The sequence below is a fragment of the Aquicoccus sp. SU-CL01552 genome (assembly GCF_040365005.1).
Classification (GTDB): Bacteria; Pseudomonadota; Alphaproteobacteria; order Rhodobacterales; family Rhodobacteraceae; genus Antarcticimicrobium.
Map to the genome: position 1 here is coordinate 182,778 of NZ_BAABWV010000002.1, position 19,453 is coordinate 202,230.

Consider the following 19,453-nt stretch of genomic DNA (forward strand, 5'->3'; position numbering starts at 1 on the left):
TCATGACATAGGGGCTAAGTGGACGGCTGCGCTGGCCTAGGGGGGGCTCGCTCGGACGCTTTGTTGTGAGGTTCCTATGAAACGACTCCTGACCGCTGCCGCCGTGGTTGTCACGGTTCTCTCTCCTTTGGCCGCATCGGCCGAAACCGGCCTCAAGGGTCTCTTCCAGCGTGAGCAGTCCTCGCTGAACAAGGTGTCGAGCACCCGGTTGCAGGCGATGCTGACCGGCGAGCGCCCGACGAAAAAGAAGAAGGCCAAGCAACTCCCCTTCACCTTCTCCCGCGCCTGGGTCGATGCCCAGCCCGAACCGCAGGGCGGTGACAACTGGCGCTGCCTGTCCGAGGCGCTCTATTTCGAGGCGCGCGGCGAAACCGTGAAGGGCCAGTTCGCCGTGGCCGAGGTGATCATGAACCGGGTCAAAAGCGCCCGCTTCCCCGACAGCGTCTGCGGCGTGATCCGCCAGGGTACCGGCAAACGCTATCAGTGCCAGTTCACCTATACCTGCGACGGCCACGCCGAGGTGATCTCGGAGCCGCAGGCGTTCGAGCGTGTCTCCAAGGTGGCCCGCGCGGTGATGGACGGGGTCACCGAGGACCTGACCGGCGGCGCGACCCATTATCACACCACGGCCGTCAAACCGCGCTGGGCGAATGTCTACAAAAAGACCGCACAGATCGGCGTTCACATCTTCTATCGCCACAACTACCGGACCGCGTCGACCGAATAAGGTTCGCACCATCGGGTCCTGGCGCGGGACGCACGGGGTTCGCCGGATCGAGGCCGATCGCCTTGGCATGACGGATGCCCCTTGTGCGGCATCGCAGACCCACCTTGCCATTGATTTTCTGCCGCTGGGGCCGGTCCGGTTCTCAGGGGGTGTCCTGTGCGTTTCCGCGCTGTGCCACGCGCGGCGCATCCTTGATCCGGGGGAGGGGCCACTGGTCCCGCACCCGCCCGGCGTTCATGCGAAAGAAAGGGCGCAGCCCGGTGCTGGCCGCTGGCGGGCGCCATGTGACGCGGATCAGCTGCGCCCCCCAAACGGGACTGCCGGACCTTGGGCCCTTAGCCGGTGTTCACCGCATGTCGCTCCGCGACCGAGGTCTTGGTGTATTCCTTGAGCGCCGCTTCGCAGCCTTCGGCCCAGATGACCGCCAGCCAGTCCTCGAATTCCTCGGCGAATTGCTGCGCCTCGGGCAGATCGCCGTAGAACCGGCGCTGTTCGATCCAGGCCTTCGGGCGGGCCCAGGCCTGGGCGCCGATCCTTTTCAAGGCATCCCAGACCGGGTCGTTGGGCATGATCCGCGTGCCGTCCTCGCGGGTGCCTTCGCACATCCGGGCCCAGAGCGCTTCGACGAGGGCAAGACCCGAAACCGATCCGCCGGCGGCCAGTTGATCGCGCAGGATCGGCAGCACGAACCCGGTGTGGCGGGCCGAGCCGTCAAAGGCCACGCGGCGGGTGGTGTCGACGATCCGGGGGTTCGAGAACCGCCTCTCGACTTGCTCCAGGTACGCCAGCGGCGTCATGCCGGGCACCGGGGCGACGGTCGGGGTGATCTCTTCGGTCTGCACCTTTCGGAACATGGCCGCGATCAGCGGATGGGCCATGCATTCGGAGATGGTCTCGATCCCGAGCACCTCTCCGACATTGGCGAGAACCTGGTGGCCGGCGTTGAGAATGCGGATCTTCATCGTCTCATAGGCCTGCACATCGTCGGAAAAGGTGGCGCCGACCTCGTCCCAGCCCGGGCGACCGGCACAGAAATCGTCTTCGATGACCCATTGGCGGAACGCTTCGTGGGTGACCGGCACGGCATCGTCGATGCCGAACCCCTGCGCCAGGGCGATCTCGGCGGGGCCGGTGGCCGGCGCGATGCAATCGACCATCGAGTTGGGAAAGGTGGCGTTGGCCGCGATCCAGTCGGCCAGGTCTGGGTCGGACAGCCGCGCCAGCGAAACCACGGTCTGGCGCAGGATGCTGCCGTTGCCCTGCAGGTTGTCGCAGCTGAGCCCGGTAAAGGGGCCATGACCCGCGTCGCGGCGCATGCGCAGGGCGGCGACGATGGCGCCGAAGGCGGTGCGCGGGGTATCGGGATGGAGGGCGTCGTGACGGATGTCGGGGTGGGACGCGTCAAAATCCTTGGTAACCGGATCGAGAAAATAGCCGCTTTCGGTGACGGTCAGCGAGACGATGCGAATGGTCGGGTCGGCCATGGCCGCGACCAGCGGACCGTTGCCCTCCGTGATCGGGATATAGCCCACCATCGACCCGATGACTTCGGCCGTCGTGTCCTCGGGGTCGAGTTCGATCAGCGTGGTCAGGCCATCCTGCGCCAACAGCTTTTCGCGCATTGCCACGTCAGCGGGGCGAACCCCCGCGCCGAGGATGGCCCAGTCCTGCGCCTTGCCCGCCTGCATCAGGCGATGCAGGTACCAGGCCTGGTGGGCGCGGTGGAAATTTCCGACGCCGATATGGACGATACCCGGGGTCAGGGCGGCGCGGTCATAGCGCGGGCGGTCGATCATCAACCGATCAAGCGTCGCATTCGAAAGTCTGATCAACTCACCCATTGGTCGCCGTCCACGTTGTAGGTTTGCGCGACGATGTAGTCGCTTTCGGTACTGGCGAGGAAAACCGCCATGCCGGTCAGATCCTGCGGCACGTCCGTGCGGCCACAGGGGGGCTTGTGCACGGCGTCCTTTTTTCCTTGGACCGGCGGTTTGCTTTCGTACTTGGCGAACAGGGCCTCGATGCCGTCCCGGGGGTCGCCACCGGCCACGTCGGGAGAGATGGCGTTGACGTTGATGCCCTGCGTGGCCAGGTGCAGCCCCGCCGATTGGGTCAGGCTGATGACCGCCGCTTTCGAGGCACAACAGACCGCGACCTGCGGATCGCCGTACCGTTCGGCCTGGCTTGCCATGTTGATGATCTTGCCCTTGATGCCGGCGCCGATCATGTGACGGGCGACCGCCTGCAGGGTAAAGAGCGTGCCCGCGACGTTGACGTCGAACACTCGGGCATAGTCGGCCGGGGTGATCTCGACGATCGGGGCCGCGGTGAAGAGCGCGGCGCTGTTGATCAGGATGTCGATCCGACCGAACTGCGCCACGGTCTCGGCCACTGCGCTGTCGATGCTTTCCTTGTCAGAGACGTCAAGCTCCACCGCGATAGCGGCCGCGCCCAGTTCGGCGGCGGTCCGGCGCGCATCGTCGATGTTGATGTCGGCAATCGCCACCCGCGCGCCCTCGGCGATATAGGCCGCGGCAAAGGCCCGCCCGTTTCCCCCGGCGGCGCCGGTGATCAGCGCCGATTTCCCAGCCAGGCGCATCAGGCGATCCTCAGACCCTGTGCGTCGAACCGGTGCAGCTTGTCCAACTGCGGCGTGAGGTAGATCGTGTCGCCGTGGCGCGCGGCGATATCGCCGGTGATCCGCACCGTGACCATGTCGGCAAGCCCGGTGTCATGCACGTGGATGAAGGTGTCGGACCCCAGGTGCTCGGCCACGCCGACGATGCCCTTCCAGGTGCCTTCCGTCTTGCTGACATCGGTGTGCTCGGGGCGGATGCCGATGGTGGCTGCGCCGTGTTGCTCGGCTTCGGGCCCCTTGATCAGGTTCATCTTGGGCGAGCCGATGAAACCGGCCACGAATTCGTTGCAGGGGCTGTGATAGAGGTCGAGCGGCGAGCCGACCTGCTCGATCATCCCGGCGCGCAGCACCACGATCTTGTCGGCCATGGTCATCGCCTCGACCTGGTCGTGGGTGACGTAGATCATCGTGGTCTGGAGCCGCTCGTGCAACTCGCTGATCTCCAGCCGCATCCCCACCCGCAACGCCGCATCGAGGTTCGACAGCGGTTCGTCGAACAGGAAGGCTGCCGGTTCGCGGACAATGGCGCGACCGATGGCGACCCGCTGCCGCTGCCCGCCCGACAACTGGCCGGGGCGACGATCGAGGTAATCGGTCAGGTTCAGCGCGTCGGCGGCCGCCTTGATGCGGCGCTCCTGTTCGTCGGGCGCCACCCCGGCCATCTTCATCGGAAAGGCGATGTTCTTGCGCACCGACATGTGCGGGTAGAGCGCATAGGACTGGAACACCATGGCCAGGCCGCGCTTGGCGGGGGGCACGTTGGTGGCATCGGCGCCGTCGATCTCGATATGGCCCGAGGTGATATCCTCAAGCCCCGCGATCAGCCGCAGCAGGGTGGATTTGCCACAGCCCGAGGGGCCGACAAAGACCGTGAATTCGCCATCCTCGATGGTTAGGTCAAGCGGTGGAATGACTTCGACCTCGCCGAATTTCTTCGACACCTGGTTGAGTTTGATTTGTCCCATTGGTCTGGTCCTTCCTTATTTGACGGCGCCGAAGGTCAGGCCGCTGACGAGTTGTTTCTGGCTGAACCAGCCGAGAATGAGGATCGGCGCGATCGCCATGGTCGAGGCTGCACTGAGCTTGGCATAGAACAGGCCCTCGGGGCTGGAATAGCTGGCGATGAAGGCGGTGAGCGGGGCCGCCTTGGCCGCGGTCAGGTTGAGGGTCCAGAACGCCTCGTTCCACGCCAGGATGACATTGAGAAGCAGCGTCGAGGCGATGCCGGGAATGGCCATCGGCGTCAGGACGTAAAGCACCTCTTCCTTCAGCGATGCGCCATCCATCCGCGCGGCCTCCAGGATCTCGCCGGGGATTTCCTTGAAGTAGGTGTAGAGCATCCAGACGATGATCGGCAGGTTGATCAGCATGAGCACGATCACGAGGCCGAACTTGGTATCCAGAATGCCGATCCGGATGAACAGCAGGTAGATCGGGTAGAGCACGCCGACCGCCGGCAACATCTTGGTCGAGAGCATCCACAACAGGATGTCCTTGGTCCGTTTCGAGGGGACGAAGGCCATCGACCAGGCCGCGGGTACCGCGATGATGATGCCCAGGATGGTCGAGCCCCCGGCGATGACGACCGAGTTCCACAGGAACCGGGCGTAGTTCGACCGCTCCAACACCGTGGCGTAGTTCTCGAGCGTCCAGTCGAAGCCGAGGAAGATGGGCGGATCGGCGATCGCCTGCGCCTCGGTCTTGAAGCTGGTGAGGATCGTCCAGAGGATCGGGAAGAAGATCAGCAGACCCACGGCCCAGGCGGCCCCGGTGTTGATGATCTTGCGTTGTTGGGTGACTGTGCGCGCCATGATGTCCTCCTCACGCGTCCAGGTTCTTGCCGACGATGCGCATCAGGAAGATGGCAACGATATTGGCGAGAATGATTGCGTAAACACCGCCGGCCGATCCGAGCCCGACATTCTGGCTTTCCAGAACGCGCTGGAAGATCAGGTAAGTCAGCGTCTTGGTTCCGAAGGCGCCGCCGGTGGTGACGAAGATCTCGGCAAAGATCGACAGCAGGAAAATCGTCTGGATCAGGATCACGACGGTGATCGCCCGCCCCAGGTGCGGCAGGGTGATGAAGGCAAAGCGTTTCGTCGCGGGCGCGCCGTCCATCTCGGCGGCCTCGAGCTGCTCCTTGTCGAGCGACTGGATCGCGGTCAGCAGGATCAGCGTCGCGAAGGGCAGCCACTGCCAGGACACGATCATGACGATCGATGTCAGCGAGGCCTGGCTCAGCCATTCGACTGGGGCGGCGCCGAAAAACTCCCACAAGTACGCCAGCAACCCGTAGTTCGGATCCATGAACATGTTCTTCCATACCAGCGCCGAAACCGTCGGCATGACGAAGAACGGGGCGATGACCAAGATGCGAACAACCCCCTGGCCCCACATCGGCTGGTTCAGCAGGATCGCCAGCAGGATGCCGAGCAACACGGTGATGAGCAGCACGCCGCCGACGATCACCAGCGTGGTGACGACCGAAGGCCAGAAGGCGCTGGAGGTCAGGAAGCGGGTGTAGTTGTCAAATCCGGTCCATCCCAGGTCGCCGCCGCGCAGCGGCAGGTATTTTCGGAACGAGAAGTAGAGCGTCATGGTCAGGGGGATCAGCATCCACCCCAGGAGCAGGACCACCGCCGGTGCCATCATGAGGCGGGCCGCTGATCGGGAATGTCGGGTTGCCATCGGGCAGACCTCCTCTGTTTACGGCCAGATGCCGTTGCAGATGAACGATACCATGTTCGGGTGGTGGTCGGGGTGAGGGCGGCGCGACGGCCGCCCCCGGTAACTTAGGCGGCTCAGCGGTAGCCTGCCGCTTCCATCGCGTCGTTGGTCAGCGCCTGCGCCTTGGCAAGGGCCTCCTCGACGGTCTGTTGACCCGCATAGGCGGCCGAGAACTCCTGGCTCACCTCGCTGGCGATGCCGGCAAACTCGGGGATCGCGGCGAACTGAACGCCGACATAGGGCGTGGGTTCGACGGTGGAATTGTTCGGATCCGCCGACAGGATCGAGTCGAGAGTCATCTGCGCAAATGGCACCTTCTGGTACTCGGGGTTCTCATAGAGTGAGATGCGCGCGCCCGGCGGAACATTGGCCCAGCCCTCTTTCCCGGCGACCAGCTCAATGTAGCTTTTCGATGTGGCCCATTCGATGAACTGCTTTGCCGCCGCTTCGTTCTGGGTGCCGGCGGGGATCGCCAATGCCCAGGCCCAGAGCCAGTTGGACCGCTTGCCCAGGCCGTTGTCGGGCGCCAGTGCAAAGCCGACCTTGTCGGCGACGGTCGAATCCTCGGGGCTGGTCACGAAGGAGGCGGCAACCGTGGCGTCGATCCACATGCCGCATTTGCCCTGCTGGAACAGCGACAGGTTCTCGTTGAAGCCGTTGGTGGCATAGCCGGCCGGGCCAGACTCGTCCATCATGCCCTTGAAGAAATTCAGTGTGTTCGCCCAGGCCTCGGTGTCGAACTGGGCATTCCAGTCCATGTCGAACCACCGCGCGCCGAACGAGTTCGACATCGCGGTAATGAAGGCGCCGCCCTCACCCCAGCCGGCCTTGCCGCGCAGGCAGATGCCGTTGATGTCGTTGTCGCGGTCGGTCATCGCCGCGGCGGCCTCGCGGATGAAGGTCCAGGTCGGGGCCTTCGGCATCTCAAGCCCGGCTTTTTCCATCAGGTCGGTGCGGTACATGATCATAGAGCTTTCGCCATAGAACGGCGCGGCATAAAGCGTGCCGTCGTGGCTCAGCCCACCGGCCATCGCGGGCAGGATGTCGCCGGCATCGTAGTCTTCGCTGAGATCGTCAAGCGGGACCAGCCAGCCGTTGGCCCCCCAGATCGGGGTTTCGTACATCCCGATGGTCATGAGGTCGAAGGCGCCGCCCTTGGTCGAGATGTCGGTGGTGACCCGCTGGCGCAGCACGTTTTCTTCCAACGTGACCCATTCGACGTCATGGCCGGTCTTGGCGGTGAAATCGTCGGTCATGCCCTGCATGCGGATCATGTCGCCGTTGTTCACGGTCGCGATGGTGATGGTGTCGGCAAAGGCGCCGCCCGCGGTGATGAGCGACATGGCCGTTGCCATGAGAGCCGAAGTCCTGAGAGACATCCAGAGTTCCTCCTCGTATCGGGATGATGCGAAAGGATAGCACAGCAAGGCTACGCGACGTCAATCTAAAATTTACGCGCGTAAATTAATTCAATTAGGTATTTTGAATCAGTCTGTTAGGCGGAGTCCCGCATGACCAGATGGCCGTCGAACAGGGTTTCCTCGCGCCTGGCGGGGCGTTCATCGGTGTCCAGAATCCGGAACAGGATACTTGCGGCGCGATTCGCGATGGCGGAATAATCTTGCGCGATCGTGGTCAGGGACGGGCAGGTGAAGCGCGAGAACGGGTGGTCATCATGCCCGGCGATGCGCAGGGCGCAGCCCTCGCCGTGCCCGACCTTCCTGCCCAGCCGATAGGCCGCCGACAGCATGCCGATGGCCAGGCGGTCGTTGCTGCACAGCACGGTATTTGTCCTGAACGCATTTTCCGAGATCAACCGCCCGCCCTCGGTGCTGCCGATCTCCTCGAAGTTCCAGCCATCGCCCTCGGCCTGGAAGATATGCGGCGTGAATCCATGACGCTCCATGCTTTCCAGATAGGCCTGGCGGCGCTTGTTCGCATTGGGGTTGGTCGGTGTCTTCATCTCGAAGAAACACGGCGGCTCGCCGCTGCGGCACAGGTATTCCACAATAAGGTCAATACTTTGAAAGTTGTCTGTTCCAACAAAGGCCTCGCCGGCCCCCTCGATGTTGGCATCGAACAGAACCACCGGAACCTGCGTGTTGAAGCGGGCGACATCGGCGGGATCGGACATCCGCCCGAACGGCGCCAGAAGCACGCCCGCGGGTTTCAACGATCGCAGCAATTCAAGATTGTCGCGCTCCTGCGCGGGGGTGCCGTGGGAACTGAGCAGGATCGGACGGTAGCCCGCCGCGATACAGGCCTGTTCGACCTCGCGCCCGATCTCGGAAAAGAACGGGTCGGAAAGGTTCGGGACGACCACGCCGATGTTCTTCGTCTTGCGCCGGTTCTGGTTCACCGCATAGACGTTCGGGCGATAGTCGTATTGCTTCAGGGCAAGTTCGATCCGCTCGCGGGTGGAACGACGCACGCTGTCGGGGTCATTGAAATACTTGGACAGCGTCGGGCGCGACAGGCCACTGACCGCCGCGAATTCTTCCATGTTGCGGATTTTTTTCTGGACCATCGTGCCCCGTTCTTTCAAAAAGCTACGCGGGTAAACTTTACGAAAGATAGGGCGGGCTCGGGGTAAAGATCAAGGCTCTTTCCATCCGGGGGACCGCGCGATGACCGGCGACCCCGTCAGAACGCCCGTCACGTGGACCGTTCGAGCGAAAGATCTCTTTCCTGTCGCTGGCCCTTGACCTGCTGCCGGGTCACCGCCCCGTGCCAAGTCGCGCGGTCGCACGGGCGAGGGCTTCGATCCCGGCCCAGTCGCGCGCCTCGATCATGTCCTTCGGCGCCACCCAGCTGCCACCGGCGCAGACCACGTTGGGCAATTCGAGATAAGCGCGCGCGTTGGCCGGACTGACGCCGCCGGTGGGGCAAAACCCGATCTGGGGCAGGGGGGCGCCGATGGCCTTCAGCGCCGGTGCCCCGCCCGAGGCCTCGGCGGGAAAGAACTTGAGCATGTCATAGCCGCGCGCCAGAAGCCGCATCGCCTCGCTCGCGGTGGCCGCGCCGGGCAGCAGCGGCAGCTCCGCCTCCTCGCAGGCGGCGAGCAGTGCGTCGGTGGCCCCGGGCGAGACACCAAAGGTGGCGCCGGCGTCCTTGGCGGCGCGCACATCCTCGGGGGTGATTAGCGTGCCGGCGCCGACATGGCCCCCGCGCACCTGCGCCATCTCCCGGATGACATCCAGCGCGGCCGGGGTGCGCAGGGTCACTTCCAGCGCCGGAAGGCCACCGGCGACAAGCGCCTCGGCCAGCGGGCGGGCCACGCCGGCCTCCTCGACGACCAGAACCGGCACGATCGGGGCCAGGGCACAGATTTCGCGGGTTTGTCGGCTGGCGTCTTTGGCGGAAAGGGTCATGGTTCAGCCTCCGAATATCGTTGCGCCGGACGTGGCCGCGCCGACGGTGTTGCGGAACGTGGAGAAAAGTTCCCGTCCAGTCCCGGTCTGCCCGGCCGCCAGATCGGCGGTGGCGTTCGGGCGAGTGTCGAGATCATCGGCCAGAATGTCCAGCGTCCCGGCGATGGCATTGACGCGGACAAGGTCGCCATCGCGCACACGGGCGATCGGGCCGCCGTCGACCGCCTCGGGCGACACATGGATCGCGGCGGGCACCTTGCCCGAGGCACCGGACATGCGGCCGTCGGTCACCAGCGCCACCTTGTGCCCCTTGCCCTGCAGGATCGACAGCAGCGGCGTCAGGCTGTGCAACTCGGGCATGCCGTTGGCGCGCGGCCCCTGGAACCGCACGACAACCACCACATCGCCGGTCAACTCGCCGGACTTGAAGGCGGATTTGACCGCGTCCTGATCCGAGAAAACCCGGGCCGGCGCTTCGATCACCTGGTGTTCCGGCGCGACTGCCGAGACCTTGATCACCGCTGTTCCCATCGACCCGGTCAGTCGTTTCAGCCCGCCGGTCGGTTGGAACGGATCGCTTGCCGGGCGCAGGATCCTGTCGTTCAGGCTGGTTTCGGGCCCCGGACACCATGACAGGCGACCGTCGCGCAAGATCGGGTCCTGCGTGTAATGACGCAGCCCTTCGCCGGCGACGGTCCGGGTGTCGGGGTGCAACAGGCCGCTTTCAAGCAGTTGACCAATCATGAAGCCAAGCCCGCCGGCGGCATGGAAATGGTTCACGTCCGCCAGCCCGTTGGGATAGACCCGCGCCATCAGCGGGGTCACCTCGGAGATGTCCGAGAAATCCTGCCAGTCCAAAAGGATCCCGCCGACCCGCGCCATGGCGACCAGATGGATCACCAGGTTGGTCGACCCGCCGGTGGCGTTCAGCCCGACAATGCCGTTCACGAAGGTGCGTTCGTCGAGGATGGCGCTGACCGGGGTATAGTTGTTGCCGAGGGCGCTGAGCGACAGCGCGCGTTTGGCACCCTCCTGCGTCAGGGCATCGCGCAATGCCCCGTTCGGCGGCACGAAGCTGGCGCCGGGCAGGTGCAGCCCCATGAATTCCATCAGCATCTGGTTGGTGTTGGCGGTGCCGTAAAAGGTGCAGGTGCCGGGGCCGTGATAGGCGGCCATCTCGGCGGCCATCAGCGCCTCGCGGCCGACCTCGCCGGCGGCAACCTGCTGGCGCACCCTGGCCTTGTCGTCATTGGCCAGCCCGCTTTCCATCGGGCCCGCCGGCAGGAAAACCGCCGGCAGATGGCCAAAGGCCTGCGCGGCGATGACGAGGCCGGGCACGATCTTGTCGCAGACGCCCAGGAACACAGCGGCGTCAAAGGTATCGTGGCTGAGCGCGACCGAGGCGGCCAGCGCGATGACATCGCGCGAGAACAGCGACAGCTCCATTCCCGCCTCGCCCTGGGTGACGCCGTCGCACATGGCCGGCACGCCACCGGCCACCTGCGCGGTTCCGCCGACCTGGCGCGCCGCGCCCCGGATCAGTTCCGGGAAACGCTCGAACGGCTGATGCGCCGACAACATGTCGTTGTAGGCGGTGACAATCCCCAGGTTGCCCGCCGTGCCGGTCGCCAGCGCCGCCTTGTCGGTCCCGGAGGCGGCATAGGCATGGGCCTGGCCGCTGCAGGACAGGTGGGCGCGGGCGGGCCCCTTGAGGCGGGCGGTCTCCATCCGGTCGAGGTAAGGTTGGCGGGTGGCTTCGCTGCGCCGGATGATACGGTCGGTCACGCGCTTGATCGTGGAATGAACGGTCATCGGTCTGCCTTTCAGGTAATTTCGCGCCAGCGTCTTCCATCGCGGTGCAGAAGCATCAGCGCATCTTCGGGCCCGGAACTGCCCGCGTCATAGCCCTTGGGGGGCGTTGCGGCCTCTTCCCAGCCGGCGATGATCGGGTCGGCCCAGGCCCAGGCGGCCTCGACCTCGTCGCCGCGCATGAACAGGGTCTGATCGCCCCGGATCACGTCCATGATCAGTCGCTCATAGGCGTCCTGGGGATCGCTTTGCTGATCCAGCGCATCGGCAAAGGTCATGTCCAGCGTCACCTCGGCCAGCCGGAACCCGCCCGGGCCGGGCTCCTTGATCGTGTTGCTCAATGTGATGCCCTCGTCCGGTTGCAGCCGGATGATGAGCGCGTTGCCGTGGTGGCCTTCCGTCTTGGGAAAGATCATATGCGGCGGATCGCGAAAGATCATGGCGATTTCCGACCTGCGCCCGCGCAGTTTCTTGCCGGTGCGCAGGTAGAACGGCGTTCCCGCCCAGCGCCAGTTGCCGATGTTGACCTTCATTGCCACGAAACTCTCGGTCTGGCTTTCCGGGTCGCCCGCATCGTCGCGATAGCTGCCTTCACCGCCGCGCGCGCGGTATTGCCCGCGCACGATGTCGGCCTGTGCAACCGGTTCCAGCGCCTCGATCACCTTGACCTTCTCGTCGCGCACCGCGTTGGGCGTGAACTTCGACGGTGGCTCCATCGCGGTCAGGCACAAAAGCTGCATCAGGTGGTTCTGCACCATGTCGCGCATCGCGCCAAAGCGGTCGTAATACTCGCCGCGTCCCTCGACGCCCAGGCTTTCGGCCACGGTGATCTGCACGTGATCGATATGGGTCGCGTTCCAGAGCGGCTCCCACAGGGAATTGGCAAAGCGCAGCGCCATCAGGTTCTGCACGGTCTCCTTGCCGAGGTAATGGTCGATGCGATAGATCTGGCGTTCGTCGAAACTCTGCCGCAGGTCGGCGTTCAGCGCGCGGGCGCTGTCCAGATCGTGACCAAATGGTTTTTCCACCACGATCCGACTGTCCGGCGTGGCGATCCCGTGCTCGTGCAGGTTGGCGGCAATCGCGCCGAAAAGCGCCGGCGCGACCGACAGGTAAAAGGCGCGCACGGCGTCATCGCGCAGGGTCTCGCGCAAGGCGGTCCAGCCCTCCGGGCCGGTGGCATCGACCCGAACATAGGCGATCCTGTCCAGGAACCGGGCCACCATGTCCGCCTGTTCCATCGCCTGTGGCGCGAATTGTGCAAGGCTGTCGCGCACCTGGGCGCGGAACGTCGCCTGGTCCATGTCGCTGCGGGCGGCCCCGATAATGCGGGCGGTGTCGGGCATCTGGCCCACCGTGAAGCGGTGGAAGAGGCCGGGCAGGATCTTGCGCCGGGCCAGATCGCCGGTGGCTCCGAAGATGACGAGGTCGAACGGCTCGACCGGGATGACACGCGAGACCATGGGATCAGCCTGCCTTTTTCAGCGGCGGGGCATCCAGCAGGGCCCCGATCCGGCGCCCGGTGTCGAGCATGCGGTTCGAAAATCCCCATTCGTTGTCATACCAGCTGACCACGCGCACCATCCCGTCCCGGGTCACGGTCGTCTGGGCGGCGGCGAAACAGGACGAATGCGGGTCGTGGTTGAAATCGATCGAAACCAGCGGTTCTTCCTCGTAGGACAGGACCCCGGCCAACTCACCTGCCGCGGCCTCGGCCAGCGCGGCGTTGACCGCGTCGCGGGTGGCGGGACGTTCGGGCATGAAACACAGGTCAATCATCGACACGTTCGGCGTCGGAACCCGGACGGCCGAGCCTTCGAGCCGGCCTTTCAAATTTGGCAGGACCAGCGCGATCGCCTTGGCCGCCCCGGTCGAGGTCGGCACCATCGACATCGAAGCCGCCCGCGCGCGGTACAGGTCCTTGTGGTTGGTGTCGTGGCTCGGCTGATCGCCGGTAAAGGCATGAATCGTGGTCATGTAGCCGGTCCTGATCCCGAAGGCGCGGTCCAGGACCATGGCCACCGGGGCAAGGCAGTTGGTGGTGCAGGAGGCATTCGACACGATCAGGTCGTCGGCGGTCAGGTCACCATGGTTGACGCCGTAAACCACGGTTCTGTCGGCGTTCTTGCCGGGGGCCGAGATCAGCACCCGCTTCGACCCGTTGCGCAGGTGCCGGGCCGCCGCGTCGCGGTCGGTGAACAGCCCGGTGCATTCAAAGGCGATGTCGACGCCTTGCCAGGGCAGCGCCTCGGGATCGCGGATCGCGGTCAGGCGGATGCTGCGGCTCCCGACGCGCAGCCGGTCGCCTTCGACCAGCACCGTTTCGCCGATCCGACCGTGCACGCTGTCGTATTTCATCAGGTGGGCGATGTTCCCGGGCGGCGCCAGATCGTTGATGGCGACGATTTCGAGATCGGTGTCGCCGCGTTCGACCAGTGCGCGCAGCACGCCCCGGCCAATGCGTCCGAAACCGTTGATTGCAATCTTGACTGTCATTGTCGTCTCCTTTGCATCTCAGCAGGATGCGTTAGCGCTAACATATCGCCGGGATCAGGGCTATCGGTTTTCCCCATCATATCAGATTTCGCCGGCCCAGGGGGGATTCGCGCCGGCGCGCGAAACGGTGATCGCGGCCACGCGCGCCCCATGCGCAAGGGCATCGCTCAATTCGTCGGTCGAAAGTGCGGCCAGGCCGGGTTTGTGCAACCGCCCCAGTTCGGACAGTTTGGCCAGGACGCCGGCGTTGAAGGTATCGCCCGCGCCGACCGTATCGGTGATCTCGGTTTTGCGGGCGGCAACCTGCACCTCGCCGCCGTCGGCAAGGAACCCGGTGGCGCCCTCACCGCCGCGTGTCAGGATCACCACCGACGGTCCGAGTGCCAGAAGCCGGTCGATCTTTTCGCGCAGCGACAGCGGCTCCGGGGTGATCCAGTTGAGGTCCTCGTCCGAGACCTTGACGATATCCGAAAGCGCGATCATCCGGTCAAGGCGCTGCCGGTACCTTTCGATGTCGCGGATGAAGCCGGGGCGAATGTTCGGGTCAAGCATCACCGCGCGGCCGTCCGCATTTTGCGCCAACAGGCCCGCATAGGCGTCCGCGCCCGGCTCGCAGGCCAGGCTGATGCCGCCGAAATACAGCGCCGTGACCTCGCCGGACAGGGCGGGCATATCGTCCGGCGTCACCATGCGCCCGGCCGAGTTCTCGTCATAGAAGTCATAGGTGGCATGACCATTCACCAGCCGGACGAAGGCCAATGTCGTCGGCCGGTCCGACAGGATCACATGAGAGACGTCCACATGGCTTGCCTTGAGCCCGTCGAGCACCTGTTGGCCGAACATGTCGTTCGACAGCCCCGTCAACATGCCGGTCTGCACGCCCAGCCGCCCCAGCGCGATCGCGGTGTTGTAGACCGCACCGCCACAATGCGGCACGAACCCGTCGGGCCCGGCGCTGGTGGCGGTCGGGATCATGTCGATCAGGGCCTCTCCGCAGCAAAGTATCATCCGTCACCCCTTCAGAAATGCCTTGCGATCGACAAGGAACCGATCGGACAGCGGCAGGCTTGCCGCGCCCAGCGACCGGGCGTCGCGCCCGATGGTGCCCGGTCGAATCTCAGGGATCTCGATTCCCGGAACGGTAAGGTCCTGCAGCTGCCGGGTCGTGCGCAGGACCAGTTCCGCACGAAGGTCTGGCGACATCCAGCCGTCGATCAGAACGGTTCGGACATCGATCAGACAGGCCGACGACACGATGGCCCGGGCCAGGCCGTGCGCCGCCTGGTCCAGCCAGCCGTTCAATGGATCCCGGGGCAGGGGGCAATTGTCCGCCCTGTCCCAGACCCCGTCGGCGTCGTGCCCCTGACGCTGCAGCATGGTTTCCAGCGTGGCCAGGGAGGCGACATCGACCAGTTGGCGCAGGCTGCCGTCCTTCGTGGCGATCGGCATTGATCCGAGCGCCGCCGCGTTGCCGCTCTTGCCGGTGTAAACCGTGTTGTCCAGGACCAGCCCGCCACCGACGAAATACCCGACATAGACGTACAGGAAATCGCTCGGTTTGTTCTGCTCCCCGAACACCAGTTCGGCGCCGCAGGCCGCCGAGGCATCGTTGCAGATGTAGACCGGGAAATCCCACGATCGGCCGATGTCGGTCGCGATGTCACCTTCGCGCCAATTCTCCAGGTCAGGACTCACCGCGTCGGGGGATTCGCCCCAGTCCCACAGGCGAAAGGGCAGGGCGATGCCCAATCCGGCCACGCGGGCGCGATGCGCCTCGGGCAAATCGTCGAGAAAGGCGCCGATGGTGTCATTGGCGAACGCCACGACGCCTTCGGGGGTCGGGTGGCGGTGGGTCTGGCGCCTGCGGTCCCTCACCTTTCCGAGGAAATCGGTCAGCACAAGTTCGCTGCTCCTGCGCCCGATCTTGAGGCCGAGGAAAAAGGCGCCGTCGCGGTTCAGCCCCATCGGCACCGAGGGTTGCCCGACCTTGCCGCGCACCGGATCGCCCTTTTGCAAAAGGCCGTCGGTTTCCAGCGCCCGCATGATGACCGAGACCGCCTGTGCGGAAAGGCCGGTCATGCGGGCAATCGCGGCCTTGGGCATCGGGCCGGCCTGACGGATCAGGGTCAGGACCAACCGCTCGTTGTGGGCGCGCATCCCGCTTTGATTCGAACCGCGCGCGCCCGGGCGGACGATATGAGGGGTGTTTTCCTCATCAGTGCGCGGTGCAAGCGACATGGCGTTCCCCAAGCGAGTCCTGTTGCGGATTGGGCCGAACACTCCCAGATCCCGTGCGTTCCGTCAATAAATAAGTAACAGTGATTTATTTATTGACTGGGGCGCGCATTGCGATCCTGTCATCCGCCGTGGCTCGCTTGAAGGGAGGCGACTTGCCCGACCCGGAAAAACCGCTTTCTTTCCGGGAGGTTCTGCTCTCATGATGGCGCCATGAAATACCTGGTCGATACCGATACGCTGGTCCGCGAGGGCGTGCTGAGCACCGCGCAGGCGGGCGAGATTGCCCGCCGCGCCCGCGAGGACATGATGCATTTCGCCATCAACATCGTGCTGTTCGCCGGCATATTGGCGGTGATCGGCGGCATGGCTGCCTACCTGGACGATGCCGCGCAGGTCACGGCGCTGGGCGCGATGGTGACGCTGGCAGGGGGGGCGGCGCTGCTGCGCGCGCCCGTGGCCTACCGGCTGTTGTCGAACGCGACGGCGGTGATCGGCGCGGTGATGCTGGTCGGTGGCGCGGTGGCCTGGGGCGTCGAGGCGACGGGTGGATTTGCCATCGCCGCCGCGCTCGGGGCGCCGATCGCGCTGGGCGCCTATGCACTCTGGCGCCGGGGGCCGGGGCGGCTGGCCTTCATGGCCGGCTGGCTGACCTGCCTTGGCGTTGCGGCGCATCTGACCGGGGTGCTGGCCGCACCACTGGGCGGGCTGCCGCCCTGGATCCTCTGCCATTATGCCGCCGCGGTGCTGATCCTGTGCGGGCTGGCGCTGGATATCCGATTGGTGAGCGCGCTGTCGATCCTGGCGCTGGCCGCCGCGCTGTCGTCGCGCGGGTTCTACCAGACCGGGGTCTATGGCCTTGCGATCTACGAATCGACCCTGACGGTGGTTCAGATGGGGCTGCTGGCCGGGGCCTGCCTGTGGCTGTCCGCCCGCGGAAAGGAGCCGTTGGCGCGGCACGCCACCATCCTGGGGCGGCTGGCCTTCATCTGGATGAACCTGGCGTTCTGGATCGGCTCGCTCTGGGGCGACAAGGTGGGTTATCACCTCTGGGGGCCGAAGTGGTCGGACTTCAGCGCCGATCCCGCCTGGCGCGCCGAGGAGGGTGCGCGCAGCGCCTACGAGGCGGCCCAGGCGGCCTTCATGGCCCGCGCCACCGTGATTTCCGCCGATGCCTATGCGCTGGTCTGGGCGCTGGTGATCCTGGGCGTCGGGATCTGGGCGGCGATGGGGGCGCGGCGGGCGGTGTTCAACACCGCCGTCACCTTCGGCGCGATCCACCTTTACACCCAGTATTTCGAACGGTTCGACACCGCGCCCGGCACCGTGGCGATCGCCGGGTTGATCGCCATCGGGCTGGCCTATGGCGCCTGGCGGCTCAACGAATGGATGCGGGACCGGGCAGCGGGGTGACGTGGCCGGGCGGGGATTGCACCCGCCTGCCGCCCGTGCCAGTTTGGCGGCCAAACATCCCGAAGGTTTCCCCCATGTCGACCTGCGTATTCATCCAGATCCGTTGCAAGCCCGGCACCACCTATCACGTGGCCGAGCAGATCGCGCTGCGCGAGATTCACTCCGAGCTTTATTCCACCAGCGGCGACTATGACCTGCTGATGAAGCTTTACATCCCGGCGGATGCGGACGTGGGAAAATACATCAACGATCAACTGCTGGACATCGAGGGGATCGAGCGGTCGCTCACCACGATGACCTTCAACGCGTTCTGATCCGGGTCTGCCCGCCGGCGGTCAGCCGTCGCGGTCCTTCATCAGCCGGTCGGCCTTTTTCCGCACCAATACGGTGCGCAGGTCGTGCATCGCCAGCAAAAGCGCGTCGGTCACCGCCTCGAGCTGCGCCGCGCTGGCCCGCGTCTGGGCCCAATGCGCGGTGAGGTTGAGGTGATCGACCGTGCGCAGGATGTCGTCGATGTCGCGCCGGGCCAGCACCTCGGACCGCTCGGCCATCCAGCCTTTGATATGCTCCAGGTCGGTCTCGGACAACTCGCGGTCGCCATGCGGCTTGATCTCGCCGTTGCGGATGTTGATGACCGCGATCTGGTCCATCTCGATGCGCCGATCTCGGTTCTCGGTGTCGACGCGAAAGACAAAGGCGCCGTTCTCGCGCACCCGGAAATAGTATTTCGGCAGCTCCATCCCGGCCCCCTCAGGTCAGCGCGGCGCAGAAGGCGGCGATGCGGTTGCAGGCCTCCTGCAGCGTGTCGTCAGCGGTGGCATAGCTGACCCGGAAATTGGGCGACAAGCCAAAGGCCGCACCGAACACCACGGCGACACCCTTTTCCTCCAAAAGCGCCTTGGCAAAGGTTTCGTCATTGTCGATCCGGGTGCCCCCGGGTGTGGTCTTGCCGATCAGCCCGGCGATGGAGGGGTAGACATAGAACGCCCCCTCGGGCGTCGGGCAGGTGACCCCCTCGATCGCGTTCAGCGCAGAGAGCACCATGTCGCGGCGGCGTTTGAAGATGGCGTTGTTGGGCGCAAGGAAATCCTGCGGCCCGTTCAGCGCCTCCACCGCCGCCCACTGGCTGATCGAACAGGGGTTCGAGGTGGATTGCGACTGGATCTTGCGCATCGCCGCGATCAGGTGCTCCGGCCCGCCGGCATAGCCGATGCGCCAGCCGGTCATCGCATAGGCCTTGGAGACCCCGTTGCAGGTCAGCGTGCGGTCGTAGAGCGCCGGTTCCACCTGCGCCGGGGTGCAGAACTCGAACCCGTCATAGGTCAGGTGTTCGTACATGTCGTCGGTCATCACCCAGACGTGGGGGTGACGCATCAGCACATCGGTCAGCGCCTTCAATTCGTCGCGGGTATAGCCGGCCCCGGTGGGGTTCGACGGCGAGTTGAAGATGAACCACTTGGTCTTTGGCGTGATCGCGGCGTCAAGCTGTTCGGGCGTCAGCTTGAAGCGGTTTTCCAGCGTGGTTTCCACCGCCACCGGCGTGCCCCCGGCCAACAGCACCATGTCGGGATAGCTGACCCAGTAGGGGGCGGGAATCACCACCTCGTCGCCCGGGTTCAGGGTGGCCATCAGCGCGTTGTAGAGGATCTGCTTGCCCCCCGTTCCGACGCTGATCTGTTTCGGAGTGTAGCTCAGCCCGTTCTCGCGGGCGAACTTGTCACAGATCGCCTGCTTCAGCTCGGGCATGCCGTCGGGGGCGGTGTACTTGGTCTTGCCCGCGGCGATGGCGGCGACGGCGGCATCCTTGATGTTCTGCGGCGTGTCGAAGTCCGGCTCGCCGGCGCCAAGGCCGATCACGTCCTGTCCGGCGGCCTTGAGTTCCTGCGCCAGGGTGCTGACAGCGACCGTGGGCGACGGTTTGACGCGAGAGAGGGTCGTGGACAGGAAACTCATGGCAGGCCTCGGTTTGTATGTTGTTCACGACTGTCATAGGGTGCGGCCGATTGGCGATCAACCCGCGCCGGATCACCGGAGAGA

Annotated in this window: 18 protein-coding genes; 3 read left to right on the forward strand and 15 right to left on the reverse strand. The window is 65.2% G+C overall.

Features of this window, described 5'->3' with window-relative positions; genetic code table 11:
* Positions 1-76 precede the first annotated feature (76 nt).
* Positions 77-727 carry a cell wall hydrolase gene (locus ABWV23_RS03570; RefSeq protein ID WP_353344998.1) on the forward strand — a complete coding sequence of 217 codons (651 nt, stop codon included), beginning with the start codon at positions 77-79 and terminating at the stop codon, positions 725-727.
* A gap of 335 nt (positions 728-1,062) precedes the next feature.
* On the opposite strand, the gene ABWV23_RS03575 is transcribed toward ABWV23_RS03570, so the two are convergent.
* The 13 genes from ABWV23_RS03575 to ABWV23_RS03635 form a co-directional block, all read right to left on the reverse strand.
* Complete coding sequence (locus ABWV23_RS03575) at positions 1,063-2,568, reverse strand: mannitol dehydrogenase family protein (protein ID WP_353345000.1); 1,506 nt, start codon at positions 2,566-2,568, stop codon at positions 1,063-1,065.
* Positions 2,556-3,329, reverse strand: a complete 774-nt coding sequence (locus ABWV23_RS03580) for an L-iditol 2-dehydrogenase (RefSeq protein WP_353345256.1) — start codon at positions 3,327-3,329, stop codon at positions 2,556-2,558. Before ABWV23_RS03580 ends, ABWV23_RS03575 begins: the two co-directional genes overlap by 13 nt.
* Positions 3,326-4,330, reverse strand: coding sequence for an ABC transporter ATP-binding protein (locus ABWV23_RS03585; protein WP_353345002.1), 1,005 nt, complete (start codon positions 4,328-4,330; stop codon positions 3,326-3,328). Before ABWV23_RS03585 ends, ABWV23_RS03580 begins: the two co-directional genes overlap by 4 nt.
* Before the next feature lie 15 nt (positions 4,331-4,345).
* Positions 4,346-5,176: a carbohydrate ABC transporter permease gene (locus ABWV23_RS03590; protein WP_353345004.1), complete on the reverse strand. Its 831-nt coding sequence runs from the start codon at positions 5,174-5,176 to the stop codon at positions 4,346-4,348.
* A gap of 10 nt (positions 5,177-5,186) precedes the next feature.
* A complete protein-coding gene (locus ABWV23_RS03595; RefSeq protein WP_353345006.1) occupies positions 5,187-6,053 on the reverse strand; it encodes a carbohydrate ABC transporter permease in 867 nt (288 codons plus the stop codon).
* A gap of 113 nt (positions 6,054-6,166) precedes the next feature.
* Positions 6,167-7,435, reverse strand: coding sequence for an ABC transporter substrate-binding protein (locus ABWV23_RS03600; RefSeq protein ID WP_502901586.1), 1,269 nt, complete (start codon positions 7,433-7,435; stop codon positions 6,167-6,169).
* Positions 7,436-7,587: 152 nt separating this feature from the next.
* Positions 7,588-8,619 carry a LacI family DNA-binding transcriptional regulator gene (locus ABWV23_RS03605; protein ID WP_353345010.1) on the reverse strand — a complete coding sequence of 344 codons (1,032 nt, stop codon included), beginning with the start codon at positions 8,617-8,619 and terminating at the stop codon, positions 7,588-7,590.
* A 190-nt stretch (positions 8,620-8,809) separates the two neighbouring features.
* Positions 8,810-9,463 (reverse strand): bifunctional 4-hydroxy-2-oxoglutarate aldolase/2-dehydro-3-deoxy-phosphogluconate aldolase, encoded by a 654-nt coding sequence (gene eda / locus ABWV23_RS03610; RefSeq protein ID WP_353345012.1) that lies wholly within the window; start codon positions 9,461-9,463, stop codon positions 8,810-8,812.
* Between the two features lie 3 nt (positions 9,464-9,466).
* Complete coding sequence (gene edd, locus ABWV23_RS03615) at positions 9,467-11,275, reverse strand: phosphogluconate dehydratase (RefSeq protein ID WP_353345014.1); 1,809 nt, start codon at positions 11,273-11,275, stop codon at positions 9,467-9,469.
* An 11-nt stretch (positions 11,276-11,286) separates the two neighbouring features.
* On the reverse strand, positions 11,287-12,735 hold the full coding sequence (zwf, locus tag ABWV23_RS03620; RefSeq protein WP_353345016.1) for a glucose-6-phosphate dehydrogenase: 1,449 nt from the start codon (positions 12,733-12,735) through the stop codon (positions 11,287-11,289).
* A gap of 4 nt (positions 12,736-12,739) precedes the next feature.
* Complete coding sequence (gap, locus tag ABWV23_RS03625) at positions 12,740-13,768, reverse strand: type I glyceraldehyde-3-phosphate dehydrogenase (protein WP_353345018.1); 1,029 nt, start codon at positions 13,766-13,768, stop codon at positions 12,740-12,742.
* Positions 13,769-13,849: 81 nt separating this feature from the next.
* On the reverse strand, positions 13,850-14,776 hold the full coding sequence (locus ABWV23_RS03630; RefSeq protein ID WP_353345020.1) for a carbohydrate kinase family protein: 927 nt from the start codon (positions 14,774-14,776) through the stop codon (positions 13,850-13,852).
* 3 nt (positions 14,777-14,779) lie between these two features.
* Entirely contained in the window at positions 14,780-15,925 is a 1,146-nt protein-coding gene (locus ABWV23_RS03635) for an ROK family transcriptional regulator (RefSeq protein ID WP_353345022.1), read from the reverse strand.
* Positions 15,926-16,216: 291 nt separating this feature from the next.
* Between ABWV23_RS03635 and ABWV23_RS03640 the strand changes: the two genes are divergently transcribed.
* Complete coding sequence (locus ABWV23_RS03640; RefSeq protein ID WP_353345024.1) at positions 16,217-17,416, forward strand: hypothetical protein; 1,200 nt, start codon at positions 16,217-16,219, stop codon at positions 17,414-17,416.
* A 74-nt stretch (positions 17,417-17,490) separates the two neighbouring features.
* Complete coding sequence (locus tag ABWV23_RS03645; protein ID WP_353345026.1) at positions 17,491-17,730, forward strand: Lrp/AsnC ligand binding domain-containing protein; 240 nt, start codon at positions 17,491-17,493, stop codon at positions 17,728-17,730.
* Positions 17,731-17,751: 21 nt separating this feature from the next.
* Here the strand turns inward: ABWV23_RS03645 and ABWV23_RS03650 are convergent, their stop codons facing one another.
* Both ABWV23_RS03650 and ABWV23_RS03655 read right to left on the reverse strand, forming a co-directional pair.
* Positions 17,752-18,156, reverse strand: a complete 405-nt coding sequence (locus tag ABWV23_RS03650) for a hypothetical protein (protein WP_353345028.1) — start codon at positions 18,154-18,156, stop codon at positions 17,752-17,754.
* 10 nt (positions 18,157-18,166) lie between these two features.
* Positions 18,167-19,369, reverse strand: a complete 1,203-nt coding sequence (locus ABWV23_RS03655; RefSeq protein ID WP_353345030.1) for a pyridoxal phosphate-dependent aminotransferase — start codon at positions 19,367-19,369, stop codon at positions 18,167-18,169.
* Positions 19,370-19,453 lie beyond the last annotated feature (84 nt).

Coding starts and splice junctions, on each gene's coding strand:
- zwf (WP_353345016.1), bottom strand. CDS start 12,735: ATGGTCTCGCGTGTCATCCCGGTCGAGCCGTTCGACCTCGTCATCTTC.
- eda (WP_353345012.1), bottom strand. CDS start 9,463: ATGACCCTTTCCGCCAAAGACGCCAGCCGACAAACCCGCGAAATCTGT.
- ABWV23_RS03605 (WP_353345010.1), bottom strand. CDS start 8,619: ATGGTCCAGAAAAAAATCCGCAACATGGAAGAATTCGCGGCGGTCAGT.
- ABWV23_RS03655 (WP_353345030.1), bottom strand. CDS start 19,369: ATGAGTTTCCTGTCCACGACCCTCTCTCGCGTCAAACCGTCGCCCACG.
- ABWV23_RS03650 (WP_353345028.1), bottom strand. CDS start 18,156: ATGGAGCTGCCGAAATACTATTTCCGGGTGCGCGAGAACGGCGCCTTT.
- ABWV23_RS03600 (WP_502901586.1), bottom strand. CDS start 7,435: ATGTCGCTCATCACCGCGGGCGGCGCCTTTGCCGACACCATCACCATC.
- ABWV23_RS03575 (WP_353345000.1), bottom strand. CDS start 2,568: ATGGGTGAGTTGATCAGACTTTCGAATGCGACGCTTGATCGGTTGATG.
- ABWV23_RS03645 (WP_353345026.1), top strand. CDS start 17,491: ATGTCGACCTGCGTATTCATCCAGATCCGTTGCAAGCCCGGCACCACC.
- ABWV23_RS03570 (WP_353344998.1), top strand. CDS start 77: ATGAAACGACTCCTGACCGCTGCCGCCGTGGTTGTCACGGTTCTCTCT.
- ABWV23_RS03590 (WP_353345004.1), bottom strand. CDS start 5,176: ATGGCGCGCACAGTCACCCAACAACGCAAGATCATCAACACCGGGGCC.
- ABWV23_RS03640 (WP_353345024.1), top strand. CDS start 16,217: ATGAAATACCTGGTCGATACCGATACGCTGGTCCGCGAGGGCGTGCTG.
- ABWV23_RS03585 (WP_353345002.1), bottom strand. CDS start 4,330: ATGGGACAAATCAAACTCAACCAGGTGTCGAAGAAATTCGGCGAGGTC.
- gap (WP_353345018.1), bottom strand. CDS start 13,768: ATGACAGTCAAGATTGCAATCAACGGTTTCGGACGCATTGGCCGGGGC.
- ABWV23_RS03635 (WP_353345022.1), bottom strand. CDS start 15,925: ATGCGCGCCCACAACGAGCGGTTGGTCCTGACCCTGATCCGTCAGGCC.
- ABWV23_RS03630 (WP_353345020.1), bottom strand. CDS start 14,776: ATGATACTTTGCTGCGGAGAGGCCCTGATCGACATGATCCCGACCGCC.
- ABWV23_RS03595 (WP_353345006.1), bottom strand. CDS start 6,053: ATGGCAACCCGACATTCCCGATCAGCGGCCCGCCTCATGATGGCACCG.
- edd (WP_353345014.1), bottom strand. CDS start 11,275: ATGACCGTTCATTCCACGATCAAGCGCGTGACCGACCGTATCATCCGG.